The following is a 16,831-nucleotide window of genomic DNA, read 5'->3' on the forward strand; positions in this document are numbered from 1 at the left end:
ATTATTAATTAAAGAGAATCAACCCAATCCAAAATATGCTGATTAACTAATTCAGGTATCTCATCATGAGGACAATGTCCTGCATCAAGAATAATTTCTTTTGTATTCTTTGGTATAAATTTTTTATATAAATTTCTTTTTTTTGGAGTGTTCATCCATGGATCTTTCCCTCCCCAAAGAAGTAATAATGGTGCATTTAGTTTTGCGAATAGCTTATCCAACGGCAATCCCTGAGGACCTGATGGGTTAAATACACTTCTAAAAACATTAAAAGCTCCGAAATCTAGAGAAGGCTTTCTTATTGACTCAACTAAAAAATCATCAACATTTTTTTTATCAACATAAACTTGATTCAACGTTTTTTTAATATTTTTTGGATTTCTCATATTTTCAAAAATCAAACGTTGAAGAACAATATTTTTCAAAAATATGCCGGCAACTGTTTCAATTGAAGTTTGCAACATATTCTTTTTGATAGTTTTTTCTTCACTAAAGTATCCAGCAGCATTAAGTAAGATCACTCCTGCATTTAGCTCATTTAATTCTGCACCAGCTGCTAATGCGGCATATCCACCTAATGAATTTCCAACAACAATTGTAGGTTTTTTTATTTTCTCTTTTACATAAGCAACAACTTGATCTTTCCATAAAGATCCTGAGTATTCGACGTCTTGAGGCTTTGGACTTTTTCCAAAACCGAGTAAATCCATTGCATGAACTTCGTATTTTGTACTCAAAATAGGAATATTAAATCTCCAATGATCCGTAGAAGCACCGAAACCATGAATTAATAAAATTACACAATCTTTTGATGTTTGCTCGGGCTTAGAGGAAACTGTATGAATTGGGTAATTTAAAAAATTCCAATTATAATTTACATCACTATCTATCAGAGCTGACTTTTCCATTCATTGAAAATTTATCTTTATTGATTCTAATAAACTTATTTCCTAAAGAAGACCCACAGGATCAGCTGCAACATCATCTGAAATTTTATTGCCATCATTTGGGGGCTTATCTTTTAGAACAATTCTTAAAAGTACAGGTGCAAGAAATGTAGTTCCTATAACCATTAATAAAATAGCTGCTTCAAGAGAAGGGGTTAATAACTTAGCGCTTGTTCCTAGCCCAAGAAAAATTAAACCAACCTCTCCTCTAGGCATCATACCCAAACCTACAACTAATCTATTTGTAGGTTTATCACTAGAAAATACCCATCCGGCAGCAATTTTTCCAATAATCGCAACAACTAATAAAAATCCTGCGACTACAAGAGCTGATCTGCTTGTTGGATCAAGTGGATTGATAACAGATAAATCCATTCCAGCTCCAACTAATACAAAGAAAATAGTGGCGAATAAGGAAACTAAAGGTAAAACAGATTGTTGTATTGCATGATTATTTTTAGAACTACTAAGAATCAATCCAGCTGCAAAAGCCCCTAAAGCTGCTTCCAATCCAATGGCTGTTGCCACGAAACAACACAATACAAGTATCACAAAAGAAGCTACCACCACGGCTCCAGGAGCCTTTAATCTATCTAATAACCAATCAAAACCTGGAGCAGCTGTTCTACTTAATGCAATAGCAGCAATAACAAAGACTACAGCTGCTGCAACTAATTTAATAATGGGAGCAATTTCTAAAGTACCTCCTGCAGCAAGGGCGACTACAACTGCCAAAATAACAATTCCCAAAATATCATCTAACACTGCTGCACCAATAACAATCTGTCCTTCTCTAGTTTTCAAATATCCCAATTCACCGAAAACACTTGCTGTAATTCCTATACTTGTGGCTGTCATAGATGCTCCAGCAAAAACTGCTGGAATTAGATCTACTTGGAAAATAAACATTAATCCAAGAGTTCCAAAAGCAAAAGGTAAAATTACGCCAGCCATAGCAACAGTAAAAGCCTGAGCACCGACAGCTACCAATTCCTCTAACTCACTTTCTAAGCCTGTTAAAAATAAAAGTGCATATAAACCAAGTGTTGCTACTGCTTGGAGGGAGGGAAAGCTTTCGAAATAAACATCTGGTACTGCTTCTGGGGGGATTGAAGCTAAGGAACTAATAACATTTACAAGTCCCTCATTTAGTTCAGTTCCAGCTGAGGGCGGTATCAATAAATGGAATCCTGAAGCTCCTATTACAACCCCTGCAAGAAGCTCACCTACAATCGTTGGCAAACTTAGTCTTACTAATACTTCTGCTAATGCTCTTGCTGCTAAAAAGATCAATAAAAATCTTATAACTCCGATCAACGTTTCAGCAACTTCCAAATCATGTGCACTTAATTCAGCAAGTAAAGAGTACATTTAAGTGTAAAAAATAAACTACCTAATTGGAAGATAGTTTATTGAGGGCCCACTTTAAGAAATATGTAAGAAAAAAGCAAAAATACTCAACAAGTGTGGATCTGAAGTTACAACAAAGAAATTTTCTAAAAAATGGCTATTGTCTGTTATATGGCTAATCCAATGAATTCCAACAAACCCTTCGATCTGCGCTTGCCTACACCAGGCTGCTATTTAGATCCTGAGAAAGCTGGGATGGATTCAGATGCTGTTTTTCAAGGAATGACAGCCCATCTTTTCTACACTCTTGGAAAGTTAGCAACCTCTGCGAGTCCACACGACTTATATATGGCTTTGAGTTACGCAGTTAAAGATAGGCTAATGACAAGATACTTAGCCAGCCAAGAGGTCATCAGAAAAAAACCACAAAAAACGGTAGCTTACTTATCAGCAGAATTTTTAATAGGTCCTCAATTAAGTAATAACCTCCTCAATCTTGGCATAACTCAAGAAGCTGAAGATGCATTAAAAAGATTTGGTATTGAATCTTTATCAACAATACTAGAAGTAGAGGAAGAGCCTGGTTTAGGTAATGGCGGTCTTGGTAGACTTGCTGCATGTTATATGGAGTCATTAGCATCTCTTCAAGTTCCAGCAATTGGTTATGGTATTCGCTATGAATTTGGTATATTCAATCAATTAATCAGAGATGGTTGGCAAGTTGAAGTTACTGACAAATGGCTAAAAGGTGGATGGCCTTGGGAACTTCCACAACCTGATGAATCATGTTTTGTTGGCTTTGGAGGAAGAACTGAAAATTATAGAGACGATAAAGGAAACTACAGATCAAGATGGATACCTTCTGAACATGCAATAGGTGTCCCCCATGATGTTCCAGTTTTAGGGTATAGGGTAAATACATGTGACAGATTAAGACTATGGAGAGCTGATGCAACAGAAAGTTTTGACTTTTATGCTTTCAATATTGGTGATTACTATGGAGCAGTAGAAGAAAAAGTTGCCTCTGAAACTCTTTCAAAAGTTCTATATCCAAATGATGGAACAGACGAAGGTAGAAGATTAAGACTCAAACAACAACACTTCTTCGTAAGCTGTTCTCTTCAGGATATGCTGAGAAGCCTTGAGAAAAGATCAATACCAATAACAGAATTCCCTAAGCATTGGACAGTCCAATTAAATGATACACATCCTGCCATAGCTGTTGCAGAATTAATGAGACTTCTTATTGACCAATATCAAATAGGTTGGGATAAAGCTTGGAACATCACAACTTCCTCAGTTGCATATACCAACCACACATTACTGCCAGAAGCTTTAGAAAAATGGGATTTAAATTTATTTAATGATCTTCTTCCTAGACATTTAGAAATTATTTATGAAATTAATTGGAGATTTCTGCAACAATTAAGACTACGTTATCCCGGTGATGACAAAATCCTTCAAAAACTCTCAATAATTGATGAAGAAGGCACGAAATCAGTTCGTATGGCTCACTTAGCTACTATTGGAGCCCATCATATAAATGGTGTCGCAGCTCTCCACTCAGATCTAATCAAAAGACAACTTCTGCCTGAATTCGCAGCTCTATGGCCTGAAAAATTTACAAATGTAACTAATGGAGTTACTCCAAGGAGATGGGTAGCCTTATCTAACCCATCATTATCTAACCTTCTTGAAGAAGAAGTTGGTCCAAACTGGATAACAAATATGGAACTTCTTAAAAAGTTAGAAGAAAAAAAAGATGACAACATTTTTTTACAAAAATTTGAGGAAACCAAACTAAATGGCAAAAGAAAATTAGCCAGCTTTATCCATTCAAAAACTGGAATACTGGTAGATCCATCAAGTTTATTTGATGTTCAAGTTAAAAGAATTCATCAATATAAAAGGCAACATTTAAACGCCCTACAAATTATTGCCCAATATTTAAGAATCAAAAATGGTACAAACAAGTATGAAGTCCCAAGAACAATAATATTTGGAGGCAAAGCTGCGCCGGGTTACTTTATGGCAAAGCTAATGATTAGATTCATTAATGGTATTGCTGATGTAGTAAATTCTGATCCAGATATGGATGGTTTATTAAGAGTTGTTTTTCTACCAGACTATAACGTTAAACTTGGTGAAATAGTTTATCCTGCAACGGATCTTTCAGAACAAATCTCAACTGCTGGAAAAGAAGCATCTGGAACTGGAAATATGAAATTTGCCATGAATGGAGCGTTAACGATTGGAACCTTAGATGGAGCGAATGTGGAATTAAGAGATCTTGTGAAAAAAGAGAATTTCTTTCTTTTTGGTAAGACTGAAAGCGAAATTATGGGCTTAAAAAATAATAACTACTCTCCCAAAACTTTTATTGATCAATGTCCAGAACTCAAAGAGGTTATACGCCTTATTGAAATTGGCCACTTTAGCAATGGGGATAAAGAATTATTTAAACCTTTACTAAATAGCCTTACAGGCCATGACCCATTTTTTGTTATGGCTGACTTTGAAGATTACTTAAATAAGCAGGATGTGGTCAGTGAATGCTGGAATAATAAAAAATCTTGGAATAAAATGGCATTATTAAATACTGCTAGGTCAGGATATTTTTCTTCAGATAGATCTATTAGAGAATACTGTAAATCTATTTGGAAAGTATCTCCAATGCCAGTTGAAATTACTTGCGACGTCGAAGAATTAACTAATTAATATTTTTCTTATCTGGTGAATCTGGGGTTTGATGAAATAATCTATTCAAGATTAATCTATCCATATTTAATGGGTCTGGGGCTAATTCATTTGCAATTTCTTTAAATTTTGATTCAATATTGTTTGAAATTTTTGTATCAAATATTCTTTCCATTAATGCTTCAATTGAATATAAATATGCATTAACACTTTCTAGTTCATCTAAAGCTTCAGTAATATCTATATCAGAAATATGTTTTTCCTTTGAACTATTATCTTCATTGGATTCTCTTTCAGATAATTGTCTCTGCAACTCATCAGTTACCTTGGTACAAAGAGTTCTGAACGATTGAATAGATGCCCAATTCAATTCTTGTTGCTGCTTAAAAGTAGGAAATTCTCTAATTAGACGATCATGTTCTTTATAAAATCTCTGACAATCAGAGCATTGACATGGTTCTTCAGTCAAAAGAAAAAATAATTCTTTCTATATCATCTCATTATTTGGGCAAAATTGTAGGACCATCCAATAATTCGTCATTTTCATCGAGTGAATCCGGACTATCTGGCAAAGGTATCTCAATACTAGTAACCAAATTAATAACATCTCTTAATCTCATAGAATCAGCAAACCATCCCATTGCTTGCTCGGCATCGCCTCTTTTTTCTGCATCATTTGCTTGATCTTCGTGAGCTTCCGCCAATAGCGCAAGCCAGCAAAGGCATCTTGCTTGAACTATTGAAAGATCTAAATCATTCGGTTGGGATTTAGAAATGCGTTCATGCTCTTGTTGAATTAAGAGCTTCAAACGCATATCGTGCAACTTAGCCATAAAAGATTTATTACTAACTACACGCTAGCTAGAGAGTAGCAAGTTTGCACACATACTACATATAGTTTTTTATTTTACGGGACTGGCGGGAGTCGAACCCACGACCTACGGTTTAGGAAACCGTTGCTCTATCCTGCTGAGCTACAGCCCCAATAGATGATTTTTTGAGCATTAAGCATTATGCTAAATGAAAGCAGGAGAGGCAATCGCAAGAAAGTTTTATTTTGGAAACAAAATAAAACTTTCTTGAGGAAAGTCCGGGCTCCCACATGGTCAGGCTTGCTGGGTAATTCCCAGTGCGGGCAACCGTGAGGATAGTGCCACAGAAACATACCGCCTAATACTTTATGTATGGCAAGGGTGCAAGGGTGTGGTAAGAGCGCACCAGCAACATTGAGAAGTGTTGGCTAGGTAAACCCCGGCTGGGAGCAAGGCTTAGTAGATTTATGACCATTAAATAATCTACTTTTAAGCGCCGCTTGAGACTTTGAAGTAATTCCAGTCCTAGATAGATGATTGCCCATCTTATTAATTAAGGTGAACAGAACCCGGCTTATGACCTGCTTTCTAATTGTTGTGATTATTCAAATCAGATGACAAAAATAATTAACGCAAAGAGGATTAATCAAATAACTACTTTTTTAAAGTCTTTAAATATTAAATCAAAAAGATTTTCTGAAATAATTAGAACTCAAAATATTTCAATTATTCAAAATTTTAATCAAGCATTTATCCACTCTTCGGAGGACAAAATATTAAATTATGAAAAACTAGAATTTTTTGGAGATGCAGTCCTCAGATTAGCGGCTTCTAATTTTATTGAAAAAAAATATCCTCAAATGAGTGTAGGAGAAAGATCAGAGCTAAGATCGCAAATTGTAAGTGATGAATGGTTAACTAAATTAGGGGAAAAAATTCATATAGAAAAATTAATAATTAAAGGACCTAAAGCTATTGGTGATGAAAATTCAAAAAATACTATTATTGGTGAAGCTACAGAAGCTTTAATCGGTGCTGTTTACAAGTGTTTTAATTCCATTGAGGAAGTAAATCTTTGGTTAGATGATATTTGGGAAGAAGATTCAGAAATATTTTTAAAAGCTCCATATAAATTCAAATCTAAAACAGTATTGCAAGAGTGGTGTCAAAGTAAAGGTTTGGATTTACCAGTCTATAAAATAATTGAAGTCTCAAAGAAAAATGGGGATCCTAAAAGATTCTCTTGCGATATATTTATCGAAGGATTAAAAGAATCATATGCATTCGGCAAGTCCCATAAACAAGCAGAAACAAATGCAGCTAGAGTTTTGCTAGAAAAATTTATTACTATGGGTAAGATCTAATTTTAAACTATTTCTAAATTGGTTAGCTGAAAAGTTATGAGTTTATCCCAATTACCTCCCTCAAAAAGAACCGCTGCTCTTTTTTTTGTAACTCTTTGTACAAAACCTTTATATCCTTTATAGATAGAATTGTTGTCTTTTACAACAACAAAAGATCCGGGGAGTATGGGTTTAGTAGAAAATTCCATAAAACACTCTTTCTAATACAATATATGATAATTAAAAATGAATGGTTGACAGTTGGATTGATAACATCATGTCATGGAATTAATGGACAGGTAAAAGTTAAATCTCTAAGTGATTTTGAAGAAAGATTTTTAAAACCGGGAATTAGATGGTTGCAAAAAGAAAATGAACTTCCTTCAAAAATAGAACTTATATCTGGTTTCAAACAGCCCGGTAAAGAAACCTTCATAGTTAAGTTTCAAGGAATAAATACAAGAAATCATGCAGAGCAACTGAAAAAATTTAAAATTCTTGTAAAAGCTGATACACTACCCAAACTAAAAAAGGAAGAATTCCACTTGTTAGAACTTGTAAATCTCGAGGTCAAGACTTTAGAAAATGATGAATTAAAAAAAATTGGAAAAGTTATCAATTTAGAAAATGAAAAAAATAATTTGCTTGTTATTGAACTATTTAAAAATCAAAAAAAAGTTCTCATACCTTTTGTTAAAGAAATAGTCCCATTAGTAGATATAAAGAATAATTTTCTAATCATCGATCCTCCAAATGGACTTTTAGAGCTATAAATCAAAAAAATAAAAAATTTTAAGAAACTTATTTATTCAACAGTTACACTTTTAGCTAAATTTCTTGGTTGATCAACGTCAAGTCCCCTATGAGCTGCAATATGGTAACTCAATAATTGTAAAGGCAATATATTAAGTAAAGGTGAAATCCATTCATTAGAGGAAGGAACTTTCATCAAATAATCAAAGATTTCAGTTCCATTACATTCAGGAGCAATCCCAATCAAATATGAATCTCTAGCTTTTGCTTCTTGAGCATTACTGATAACTTTATCAAAAACCTCACCAGGGGAGGCAATAGAAATTACAGGTACTTTTTTATCTAATAAAGCTATTGGACCATGTTTCATTTCACCAGCAGGATATCCAGCTGCATGAATGTAACTAATTTCTTTAAGTTTCAACGCGCCTTCAAGAGCAATAGGATAATTTATTCCTCTTCCTAAAAAAATAACATCTTTAATATTAAAAAAGTCATGTGCTAGCTTTTCTGAAGATTTATTATGTTTCTCTAAGAGATCTTCAAGTAATGGCGGAAGTTTTATAAGTTCGTCTATTAATTTACCTATTTCATCAGGACTTTGATTACCTTTAATTTGAGCAAATTTAATAGCTAATCCATAAAAAGAAAGTAATTGAGCAAAAAAAGTTTTTGTTGCTGCAACTCCAACTTCTATTCCTGCACAGATATCAATTATATTTGAGATCTGCCTTCCTATGGAACTCTCTTTTCTATTTGTTATTGCAATAAGGTTGGGTTTAAATTTTTTATTTTCAATTGAAGAACGTCTTTTAATTTCCATATCGATAGCCGCAATTGTATCAGCAGTTTCTCCGGATTGAGTGACTCCAATAGTTAACGTATTTGGCAATAGTGGAGGTGGTGAATATCGAAATTCGCTTGCATAAAAGACATTTGTAGGGATCCCTGAAAATTGTTCAAATAAAAAGCTACCCACCATTGCAGCATGTTTACTTGTACCGCAAGCAATGATTTCAATTCTTTCTATTGATTCAAAAAATTCTGTATCAAATGGATAATTGATTTGATATTGACCATTATCTGAGTTCTTAATTAAATAAGTTTCCAACCAGTTTTTTGCAGTCTGTGGCTGATCATATATCTCTTTTAACATATAGTGTTTAAAATGCATTTTATCCATTATTTGCTCTGAAACTTTTAAAGAAACCGGATTTCTATATTGCCTCTCGTTACTTGAGTCATATATTTCAATTCCAAGCGGAGTCAACAAAGCTATTTCTTCATCCTCCATAGGCAAAATAATATTTGTAAAGTTTGCAATGGCTGGAGTATCACTAGCACAAATAAATTCTCCTTCACCCAAACCAATTATCAAGGGCGCTTGTCTTCTTGCAACGACCAAAGAGGTTGGAGCACCAGACCATAAAACAGCTAAAGCATAAGATCCTTCTAAATCCGATAATACATTTCTCACAGCTACTAATAATGTTGACCCATTATTCTCAAGATTAAGTTTACTTAATGTATTTAACTCTCTTTGAATTAGATGAGGAATCACCTCAGTATCTGTATCAGAATTAAAAATAATGCCCTCTTGCTCTAATTTATTTTTTAAATCTTGAAAATTTTCAATAATTCCATTTTGAACAACTGCTATATTTCCTGAACTATCAGTATGAGGATGTGCATTTTTAACCTCAGGCTTTCCATGAGTTGCCCATCTGGTATGACCTATACCCACAGTTCCAGGAATATTATGATTATTTAGATTACTTATTAAATTCTTGAGTTTTCCTTCTGCTTTATTACAAGAAATACAATTTGTTTCGGAATTTATTATTGCAATACCTGCAGAATCATAACCTCTGTATTCAAGTTTTTCTAAACCATTAATTAATAATGGTAAAGCTTTTTTATACCCAGTTACAGCAACTATTCCACACATACGAATTTTTTTTTCAATTATATTGAAATAAAATACGTATTTACTAAAACATGGACTCTCTTAAAACTGCACTATAAAAATTAATATGCTAATCCCATACTCCTAGAAGTCTCATCTCCTAAATAAACACGAATACTTAAGAAATCTGTGGGACATGCCGTTTCACATCTTTTGCAACCTACACAATCTTCTGTTCTAGGAGATGAAGCTATTTGGCCAGCTTTACAGCCGTCCCAAGGAACCATCTCTAAAACATCAAGTGGGCAAGCCCTTACACATTGGGTACAACCAATGCAAGTGTCATAAATTTTAACTGCGTGTGACATGTAAAAATTGTCTTTTGAACCTCGTTTTATAATACTATTGTCTTACAAAGAAATTAAAAAAATTAAGATATGCTTCACTCTTGTTAACTCTAGGGCATAAAATCATATAGATAATTAGTAATTTCCATAAACTATGTCACAAGAAATCCTCGAAAAAGTCTGTTCTATTGTTTCAGAACAATTAAGCGTTGAAGCAGGAGAAGTCAAATCAGATTCAAATTTCCAAAATGATTTAGGTGCAGATTCTCTAGATACTGTTGAATTAGTAATGGCTCTTGAAGAAGCTTTTGATATTGAAATTCCTGATGAAGCAGCTGAAGGAATAGCAACTGTTGGCGATGCAGTAAAATTCATCGAAGAAAAAAAAGGTTAGTATAGGATGCCAAATTTCCATCGAGTAGTTATTACTGGTATCGGAGCAGTAACTCCAATTGGTAATAACATTGATGAATATTTAGTAGGTCTTCAAGCAGGTAGTAATGGGGTTTCAGATATTACTCTCTTTGATCCTGAACAACATCCTTGCAAATTTGCTGCAGAAGTAAAAAATCTTCAATCTGAAAATTTTATTGAAGCTAAAGAATCCAAAAGGTGGGATCGTTTTTCCCAATTTGGAGTTATTGCTGCAAAGCAAGCCTTTAATGATTCTGGACTTGAAATTACTGAATCTAATGCATCAAGAATTGGAGTGATTATTGGTTCTGGTGTTGGAGGCTTACTAACTATGGAAAGTCAAGCTCAAACATTGAGTCATAAAGGGCCTAAAAGAGTAAGTCCATTTACAGTCCCAATGATGATTCCAAACATGGCCACTGGCTTGGCTGCAATCGCTTTGGGTGCGAAAGGACCAAGTTCTTCTGTATCCACCGCTTGCGCTGCCGGTTCAAATGCAATTGGTGATTCTTTTAGATTACTCCAACTTGGAAAAGCAGATGCAATGATCTGTGGGGGAGCAGAAGCAAGTATTACACCTCTCGGAGTAGCTGGTTTTGCCAGCGCCAAAGCTCTTTCTTCTAGAAATGAAAGCCCTCAAACTGCTAGCAGACCTTTTGATGCAGAAAGAGATGGATTTGTTATTGGAGAGGGATCTGGAATTCTTGTTTTAGAAACTTTAGAAAATGCACAAAAAAGGAATGCAAGAATTTATGCAGAAATAATTGGATATGGAACAACATGTGATGCTCATCATATAACTGCTCCATCTCCAGGAGGGATTGGAGGAGCCGAAGCTATCAACTTAGCAATTGAAGACGCTTGTCTTAGCCTTGAAAAAGTTGATTACATAAATGCTCATGGAACAAGTACATCAGCTAATGACAAAAATGAAACTTCTGCAATTAAATCTATTTTTAGAGACAGATCTTACCTCATTCCTGTAAGCTCTACTAAGTCGATGACAGGTCATCTCTTAGGAGGTTCAGGAGGTATAGAAGCTGTAGCTTGTATACTTTCTTTGACACATAATTTTATCCCTCCTACAATTAACTACGTTAATCCAGATCCGGAATGTGATCTTGATTATGTACCAAATAATGCAAGAGAAGCTCAAGTAGGAGTTGCTCTTTCTAATTCTTTCGGCTTTGGTGGTCACAACGTTTGCCTTGCTTTCAGCAAAATGAATTGAAGACACCCAATTCTGTATTTCCAACTTAACTTATTTTAAAACAATGGTCGCTGCATCTGTTTCATTAGAATCACTTTGTGTAAATAGTATAAGAATGCTTGCTGTAGATGCAGTAAATAAATCTAATAGTGGACATCCTGGATTGCCAATGGGATGTGCTCCTATGGGTTATGCATTATGGCAAAACATACTTAATCACAACCCCAATAACCCAAAATGGTTTAATAGAGACCGTTTTGTATTATCAGCTGGTCATGGCTGTATGCTGTTATATTCCTTGCTTCATTTGACAGGATATAAATCAGTTTCCATAGAAGATATTAAAGAATTTAGGCAATGGGGATCAAAAACTCCTGGACATCCAGAAACATTCGAAACTGAAGGTGTTGAAGTTACTGCCGGACCTCTTGGAGCTGGAATTTCGAATGCAGTTGGTTTAGCAATAGCTGAAACACACTTAGCAGCTAAATTTAATAAGCCTGATTGCAATATTGTTGATCACTATACGTACGTAATAATGGGTGATGGCTGTAATCAAGAAGGCATTGCATCAGAAGCATGCTCATTAGCTGGTCATCTTAAACTTGGAAAATTAATTGCACTCTATGACGATAATCAAATTACAATTGATGGGCGAACCGACGTTTCTTTTACCGAAGATGTCTTAAAAAGATACGAAGCTTATGGATGGCATGTACAACATGTTGAAGATGGAAATCATGATGTTAAAGGAATAACTGAAGCTATCGAAAAAGCAAAATTAATAACAGACAAGCCTTCAATTATAAAAATTTCTACAACCATAGGTTATGGTTCGCCTAATAAATCAGATACTGCTGGAATTCATGGAGCAGCTGTTGGAGAAGAAGAAGCTGCATTAACTAGAGATTTTCTTAATTGGGAATATCCTCCATTTGAAATACCAAATGAAGTATATGCGCATTTTAGAAAATCAATAAACAAAGGTGAGAATTTAGAGAAAGAATGGGATTCTAAATTTGAAGAATATCAAAAAAAATATCCTACCGAAGGAGCCGAGTTAAACAGAATGTTAAAAGGCCAATTACCTGAGAATTGGGACTCAGATCTCCCCTCATATACACCTGATGATAAAGGGTTAGCCACTAGAAAGCATTCACAAATTTGTTTAGGTGCATTAGGACCTAACCTGCCTGAATTAATTGGTGGATCTGCAGATTTAACTCACTCTAATTACACAGATATCAAGGGAGAAACAGGATCATTCCAGCCTCATAGTCCCGAAAAAAGATATTTACATTTTGGGGTAAGAGAGCATGCTATGGCAGCCGTCCTAAATGGTATCGCCTATCATAATAGCGGTCTTATCCCTTACGGTGGAACCTTTCTTGTTTTCGCCGATTACATGAGAGGTTCAATGAGGCTTTCAGCACTCAGCGAATTAGGAGTGATCTATGTATTAACTCATGATTCAATTGGTGTAGGAGAAGACGGGCCAACACATCAACCTATTGAAACTATCCCCTCTCTTCGTGCCATGCCTAACATGCTAGTTTTCAGGCCAGGTGATGGAAATGAAACAAGTGGAGCTTATAAGCTAGCAATTCAAAATCGAAAAAGACCTTCTGCCCTTTGTTTAAGTAGACAAGGCATGCCAAATCAAGAAAATACTTCGATCGACAAAGTGGCTCTAGGAGGATACATAGTTTCCGATTGCGAAGGAACACCAGATCTCATATTTATTGGTACTGGAAGCGAACTTAATCTTTGCATTGAAGCAAGCAAGGAAATTTCAAGCTTAGGTAAAAAAGTCAGAGTTGTTTCTATGCCTTGTGTAGAACTTTTTGAAGAGCAAGAAGAATCTTACAAAGAAAGTGTTTTACCTTGTAGTGTGAAAAAGAGAGTTGTAGTAGAAGCTGCCCATTCATTTGGTTGGCATAAGTATACAGGTTTTGAAGGAATTTGTATTACTATGGATAGGTTTGGTGCATCAGCACCAGGTGGAGAATGTATGAAAAATTTTGGATTTACAGTCGAAAACGTAGTTAATAAGACGAAGGAAATTCTATAACTAATAACTGATAATTACGCTGTAGTATTACATTCTTCAAGTTTATCTTTTAACTGATCTAGAGATTCGTCTGAAATCTTTGAATTCATAGGACAATGTTTTGGCCCACACATTGAACAAAACTCGGCCTTTTTAAAGATTTCTTCAGGTAGTGTTTCATCATGATACTGCTTTGCCCTTTCTGGATCTAATGAAAGGTCGAATTGCTTATTCCAATCAAAGTTATACCTTGCATGACTAAGTTCATCATCTCGATCACGCGCACCAGCTCTATGTCTTGCTATGTCAGCAGCGTGAGCAGCTATTTTATAAGCAATTAATCCTTCGCGTACGTCTTCTGCATTTGGGAGACCTAAATGTTCTTTTGGGGTTACATAACATAACATAGAAGTTCCATACCACCCTGCCATAGCCGCCCCAATAGCACTTGATATATGGTCATAACCAGGAGAAATATCTGTTACCAATGGTCCAAGTACATAGAAAGGAGCTTCTGAACATTCTTCCATTTGCTTTCTCACATTAAACTCAATTTGGTCCATAGGTACATGACCAGGACCCTCAACCATTACTTGAACATTATGTTCCCATGCTCTTCGAGTAAGCTCGCCTAAGGTCTTCAATTCAGCTAGCTGAGCATCATCAGAAGCATCATGCAAACATCCAGGCCTTAGTGAATCTCCCAAAGAAAAAGTACAATCATATTTCTTAAAAATCTCACAAATATCGTCAAACCTTGTATAGAGAGGATTTTGCTTAAAATGATGCAACATCCATTGAGCTAAAATACCTCCCCCTCTACTGACAATTCCAGTAATTCTTCCTTTAACTTTTGGCAAATGCTCTATTAAAAGACCAGCATGAATAGTTTGATAATCTACGCCCTGCTGACAATGTTTTTCAATAATATGAAGAAAATCGTCTTCTGTTAGTCTATCTATTGAACCATGTACACTTTCTAAAGCTTGATAAACAGGAACAGTTCCTATAGGAACAGGAGATTCTTGAATAATTGCTTGCCGCACTTCATCTAAATTTACTCCTCCTGTAGAAAGATCCATAACCGTATCAGCACCATATTTAACAGCTAGTTTTAGCTTTTCTACTTCTTCATTGATATCACTTGCATTAGGCGAAGCACCAATATTGGCATTAACTTTGCATCTAGAAGCAATACCTATAGACATTGGTTCAAGATTCAAATGATTAATATTAGCTGGAATAATTAATCTTCCTCTTGCTACTTCCTCCATTATTAAAGAAGAAGGTAGATTCTCTTTTTTAGCAACAAAATCCATTTCTTCAGTAATATGACCGTTTCTCGCAAAGTTCATCTGAGTTACATTGTCTTTTCCAAGGCGGGGCTTAATCCAAGAACTTCTCATAATTTCGTAATTTTTAAAAATGTTATTACTAAAGTTTGATCATATCTCCACTTCCCTGCATCAAAATTAATGATTCAGGTTCAAAGGGTATGATCTCAGCTAAGTTAAATTTTTAGCACCCCTAGTCTTAATCTTATTAATAGCTCTTTTCTAAAAAATAGTCATCTTTTATTGCATGAAAATAAATAAAAATAATTTTATTTAACTTTTTGATGAGACTTTATCTTTTTTAAAATATTTTTTCTATCCAATTGTCTACTAATACCCCTTTCCAAAATAATTACAACCCCCATTAATCCAATCGGTAAATAAAAAATCTTCCTAGAATTGTTTTTAAATATTAATCCCATAGCAGATATGAAGATCATTAAGGGAGCCACAAAAGATAAGATAAATCTTTTATTAACTTTCATGTAGCAATAGTATTAATTTTTTCATTATTTAACTTTACTATGGATTCTGTTATCACTTTAATCCCAATAGCAATAGCTCTTTCATCCGGATCAAATTTAGAACTATGAAGAGGAGCACACCCATTTGAACTAGAAACACCAAGCCTAAACATAGCTCCTGGAATATCATTTAAGAATTCAGCGAAATCCTCAGCTCCTAATGATGGTTTTTGTAATTCAATAACATTTTCTTGACCTAAAACCTTAATTCCCGAATCTCTGAGGACTCTATTAATTTCTGAATTATTATTAACTGCAGGAGTGATTTCTCTAAATATTACTTTTGCCTCAGCTCCGCAACTTTTAGCTAAAGAAGTAATATTTTCATTGAGCCAATTCCCAATATTAGTAAATAATTTACGATTAGTGCATCTAACAGTACCAATTAAATTAACCTGTTCTGCAAGAACATTGAATGCATTACCACCATTTATTTTTCCAAAAGTTACTACTAGAGGATCTAAAGGGTCTAACTTCCGTGTTATGGATTCTTGAATTCCCGAGATAACTTTAGAAGCCACCCAAATAGCATCAACTCCTTCATGAGGCCGAGCACCATGGCCTGATTTTCCTTTAATCTCAACCTTAAGTTCTCCAGCAGCTGCAGTTAAACTTCCCTCTTTAATCCCAATAGTCCCTACGGATAAATCAGGGTATACATGAACTCCCAAAATATGTGTTAGCCCATTAGTTGCACCATCCTTAATCATCCATCTAGCTCCACTTGCAATTTCTTCAGCAGGCTGAAAAATTATCCGAGTCCCAAAATTTAGTTTTAAATCCTTAATAATTTTTGCCACACCCAATCCAATCGCGATGTGCAAATCGTGACCACAGGCATGCATAACACCATCTACTTTTGAAGAAAAACTTAATTTAGTTTCCTCAAATATTGGCAAAGCATCCATATCTACTCTTAAACCAATAATGCCTTTGTCTAGAGGACCAAAATCTGCTATAACTCCAGTCCTACCTATAGATTCTTTAACATTCCAACCAATATTTTTTAGAAAACCACTGATCAAGATCGCTGTTTGATTTTCAAGTCCACTTAATTCCGGATGTGCATGGATATGTCTTCTTAAGTTAATTAATTCATCATTAATCGAATCAATTTTTTTATGAAACTGATCTGCATTCATTA

The 16,831-nt window shown here is 34.8% G+C and carries 15 protein-coding genes, 1 tRNA gene, 1 other RNA gene and 1 riboswitch; of the genes, 7 read left to right on the forward strand and 10 right to left on the reverse strand.

Features of this window, described 5'->3' with window-relative positions:
- Nucleotides 1-8: 8 nt before the first annotated feature.
- Complete coding sequence (locus tag EU98_RS02560) at nucleotides 9-908, reverse strand: alpha/beta fold hydrolase (RefSeq protein WP_032516110.1); 900 nt, start codon at nucleotides 906-908, stop codon at nucleotides 9-11.
- A 42-nt stretch (nucleotides 909-950) separates the two neighbouring features.
- Nucleotides 951-2,318: a cation:proton antiporter gene (locus EU98_RS02555; RefSeq protein WP_032516111.1), complete on the reverse strand. Its 1,368-nt coding sequence runs from the start codon at nucleotides 2,316-2,318 to the stop codon at nucleotides 951-953.
- 150 nt (nucleotides 2,319-2,468) lie between these two features.
- On the opposite strand from EU98_RS02555, the gene EU98_RS02550 reads away from it, so the two are divergent.
- Nucleotides 2,469-5,015, forward strand: coding sequence for a glycogen/starch/alpha-glucan phosphorylase (locus EU98_RS02550; RefSeq protein ID WP_032516112.1), 2,547 nt, complete (start codon nucleotides 2,469-2,471; stop codon nucleotides 5,013-5,015).
- Here EU98_RS02550 and EU98_RS02545 read toward each other — a convergent pair.
- From EU98_RS02545 to EU98_RS02535, 3 genes are all read right to left on the reverse strand, one after another.
- Nucleotides 5,008-5,463, reverse strand: a complete 456-nt coding sequence (locus EU98_RS02545; RefSeq protein ID WP_032516113.1) for a hypothetical protein — start codon at nucleotides 5,461-5,463, stop codon at nucleotides 5,008-5,010. The genes EU98_RS02550 and EU98_RS02545 overlap by 8 nt on opposite strands.
- A gap of 31 nt (nucleotides 5,464-5,494) precedes the next feature.
- Nucleotides 5,495-5,827: a hypothetical protein gene (locus tag EU98_RS02540; protein ID WP_011377237.1), complete on the reverse strand. Its 333-nt coding sequence runs from the start codon at nucleotides 5,825-5,827 to the stop codon at nucleotides 5,495-5,497.
- 77 nt (nucleotides 5,828-5,904) lie between these two features.
- Nucleotides 5,905-5,978 (reverse strand) — tRNA-Arg (locus tag EU98_RS02535).
- A gap of 38 nt (nucleotides 5,979-6,016) precedes the next feature.
- On the opposite strand from EU98_RS02535, the gene rnpB reads away from it, so the two are divergent.
- Together rnpB and EU98_RS02530 are read left to right on the forward strand one after the other, a co-directional pair.
- An RNA gene (gene rnpB / locus EU98_RS09360) (RNase P RNA component class A) lies at nucleotides 6,017-6,399 on the forward strand.
- 21 nt (nucleotides 6,400-6,420) lie between these two features.
- Entirely contained in the window at nucleotides 6,421-7,170 is a 750-nt protein-coding gene (locus tag EU98_RS02530) for a ribonuclease III family protein (RefSeq protein ID WP_032516114.1), read from the forward strand.
- Between the two features lie 2 nt (nucleotides 7,171-7,172).
- Here EU98_RS02530 and EU98_RS02525 read toward each other — a convergent pair whose 3' ends face one another.
- Nucleotides 7,173-7,358 carry an NAD(P)H dehydrogenase subunit NdhS gene (locus EU98_RS02525; RefSeq protein ID WP_032516115.1) on the reverse strand — a complete coding sequence of 62 codons (186 nt, stop codon included), beginning with the start codon at nucleotides 7,356-7,358 and terminating at the stop codon, nucleotides 7,173-7,175.
- A gap of 24 nt (nucleotides 7,359-7,382) precedes the next feature.
- Between EU98_RS02525 and rimM the strand changes: the two genes are divergently transcribed.
- Nucleotides 7,383-7,922, forward strand: a complete 540-nt coding sequence (gene rimM, locus EU98_RS02520; RefSeq protein WP_032516116.1) for a ribosome maturation factor RimM — start codon at nucleotides 7,383-7,385, stop codon at nucleotides 7,920-7,922.
- A gap of 32 nt (nucleotides 7,923-7,954) precedes the next feature.
- On the opposite strand, the gene glmS is transcribed toward rimM, so the two are convergent.
- Together glmS and psaC are read right to left on the reverse strand one after the other, a co-directional pair.
- The gene (gene glmS / locus EU98_RS02515; protein WP_032516117.1) at nucleotides 7,955-9,850 is read right to left on the reverse strand and encodes a glutamine--fructose-6-phosphate transaminase (isomerizing); all 1,896 of its coding nucleotides are present in this window, start codon (nucleotides 9,848-9,850) and stop codon (nucleotides 7,955-7,957) included.
- 80 nt (nucleotides 9,851-9,930) lie between these two features.
- Complete coding sequence (psaC, locus tag EU98_RS0109090) at nucleotides 9,931-10,176, reverse strand: photosystem I iron-sulfur center protein PsaC (RefSeq protein WP_007099573.1); 246 nt, start codon at nucleotides 10,174-10,176, stop codon at nucleotides 9,931-9,933.
- Nucleotides 10,177-10,309: 133 nt separating this feature from the next.
- Here psaC and acpP point away from each other — a divergent pair, with 133 nt between their 5' ends.
- Genes acpP through tkt form a run of 3 tightly spaced genes read left to right on the forward strand, consistent with a single transcriptional unit; the run spans nucleotide 10,310 to nucleotide 13,850 of the window.
- Complete coding sequence (gene acpP, locus EU98_RS02510; RefSeq protein WP_002808065.1) at nucleotides 10,310-10,549, forward strand: acyl carrier protein; 240 nt, start codon at nucleotides 10,310-10,312, stop codon at nucleotides 10,547-10,549.
- 6 nt (nucleotides 10,550-10,555) lie between these two features.
- On the forward strand, nucleotides 10,556-11,800 hold the full coding sequence (fabF, locus tag EU98_RS02505) for a beta-ketoacyl-ACP synthase II (RefSeq protein ID WP_032516118.1): 1,245 nt from the start codon (nucleotides 10,556-10,558) through the stop codon (nucleotides 11,798-11,800).
- 43 nt (nucleotides 11,801-11,843) lie between these two features.
- On the forward strand, nucleotides 11,844-13,850 hold the full coding sequence (gene tkt, locus EU98_RS02500; protein WP_032516119.1) for a transketolase: 2,007 nt from the start codon (nucleotides 11,844-11,846) through the stop codon (nucleotides 13,848-13,850).
- 14 nt (nucleotides 13,851-13,864) lie between these two features.
- Here tkt and thiC read toward each other — a convergent pair whose 3' ends face one another.
- On the reverse strand, nucleotides 13,865-15,235 hold the full coding sequence (thiC, locus tag EU98_RS02495) for a phosphomethylpyrimidine synthase ThiC (protein WP_032516120.1): 1,371 nt from the start codon (nucleotides 15,233-15,235) through the stop codon (nucleotides 13,865-13,867).
- 35 nt (nucleotides 15,236-15,270) lie between these two features.
- Nucleotides 15,271-15,368, reverse strand: a riboswitch (TPP riboswitch).
- A 276-nt stretch (nucleotides 15,369-15,644) separates the two neighbouring features.
- On the reverse strand, nucleotides 15,645-16,829 hold the full coding sequence (locus EU98_RS02490) for an amidohydrolase (RefSeq protein ID WP_032516122.1): 1,185 nt from the start codon (nucleotides 16,827-16,829) through the stop codon (nucleotides 15,645-15,647).
- Nucleotides 16,830-16,831: the final 2 nt, after the last annotated feature.

The organism is Prochlorococcus marinus str. MIT 9314, from assembly GCF_000760035.1.
Taxonomy (GTDB): Bacteria; Cyanobacteriota; Cyanobacteriia; order PCC-6307; family Cyanobiaceae; genus Prochlorococcus_A; species Prochlorococcus_A marinus_B.

Coding starts and splice junctions, on each gene's coding strand:
- EU98_RS02560 (WP_032516110.1), bottom strand. CDS start 908: ATGGAAAAGTCAGCTCTGATAGATAGTGATGTAAATTATAATTGGAAT.
- EU98_RS02555 (WP_032516111.1), bottom strand. CDS start 2,318: ATGTACTCTTTACTTGCTGAATTAAGTGCACATGATTTGGAAGTTGCT.
- EU98_RS02550 (WP_032516112.1), top strand. CDS start 2,469: ATGGCTAATCCAATGAATTCCAACAAACCCTTCGATCTGCGCTTGCCT.
- EU98_RS02540 (WP_011377237.1), bottom strand. CDS start 5,827: ATGGCTAAGTTGCACGATATGCGTTTGAAGCTCTTAATTCAACAAGAG.
- EU98_RS02530 (WP_032516114.1), top strand. CDS start 6,421: ATGACAAAAATAATTAACGCAAAGAGGATTAATCAAATAACTACTTTT.
- EU98_RS02525 (WP_032516115.1), bottom strand. CDS start 7,358: ATGGAATTTTCTACTAAACCCATACTCCCCGGATCTTTTGTTGTTGTA.
- rimM (WP_032516116.1), top strand. CDS start 7,383: ATGATAATTAAAAATGAATGGTTGACAGTTGGATTGATAACATCATGT.
- glmS (WP_032516117.1), bottom strand. CDS start 9,850: ATGTGTGGAATAGTTGCTGTAACTGGGTATAAAAAAGCTTTACCATTA.
- psaC (WP_007099573.1), bottom strand. CDS start 10,176: ATGTCACACGCAGTTAAAATTTATGACACTTGCATTGGTTGTACCCAA.
- acpP (WP_002808065.1), top strand. CDS start 10,310: ATGTCACAAGAAATCCTCGAAAAAGTCTGTTCTATTGTTTCAGAACAA.
- fabF (WP_032516118.1), top strand. CDS start 10,556: ATGCCAAATTTCCATCGAGTAGTTATTACTGGTATCGGAGCAGTAACT.
- tkt (WP_032516119.1), top strand. CDS start 11,844: ATGGTCGCTGCATCTGTTTCATTAGAATCACTTTGTGTAAATAGTATA.
- thiC (WP_032516120.1), bottom strand. CDS start 15,235: ATGAGAAGTTCTTGGATTAAGCCCCGCCTTGGAAAAGACAATGTAACT.
- EU98_RS02490 (WP_032516122.1), bottom strand. CDS start 16,829: ATGAATGCAGATCAGTTTCATAAAAAAATTGATTCGATTAATGATGAA.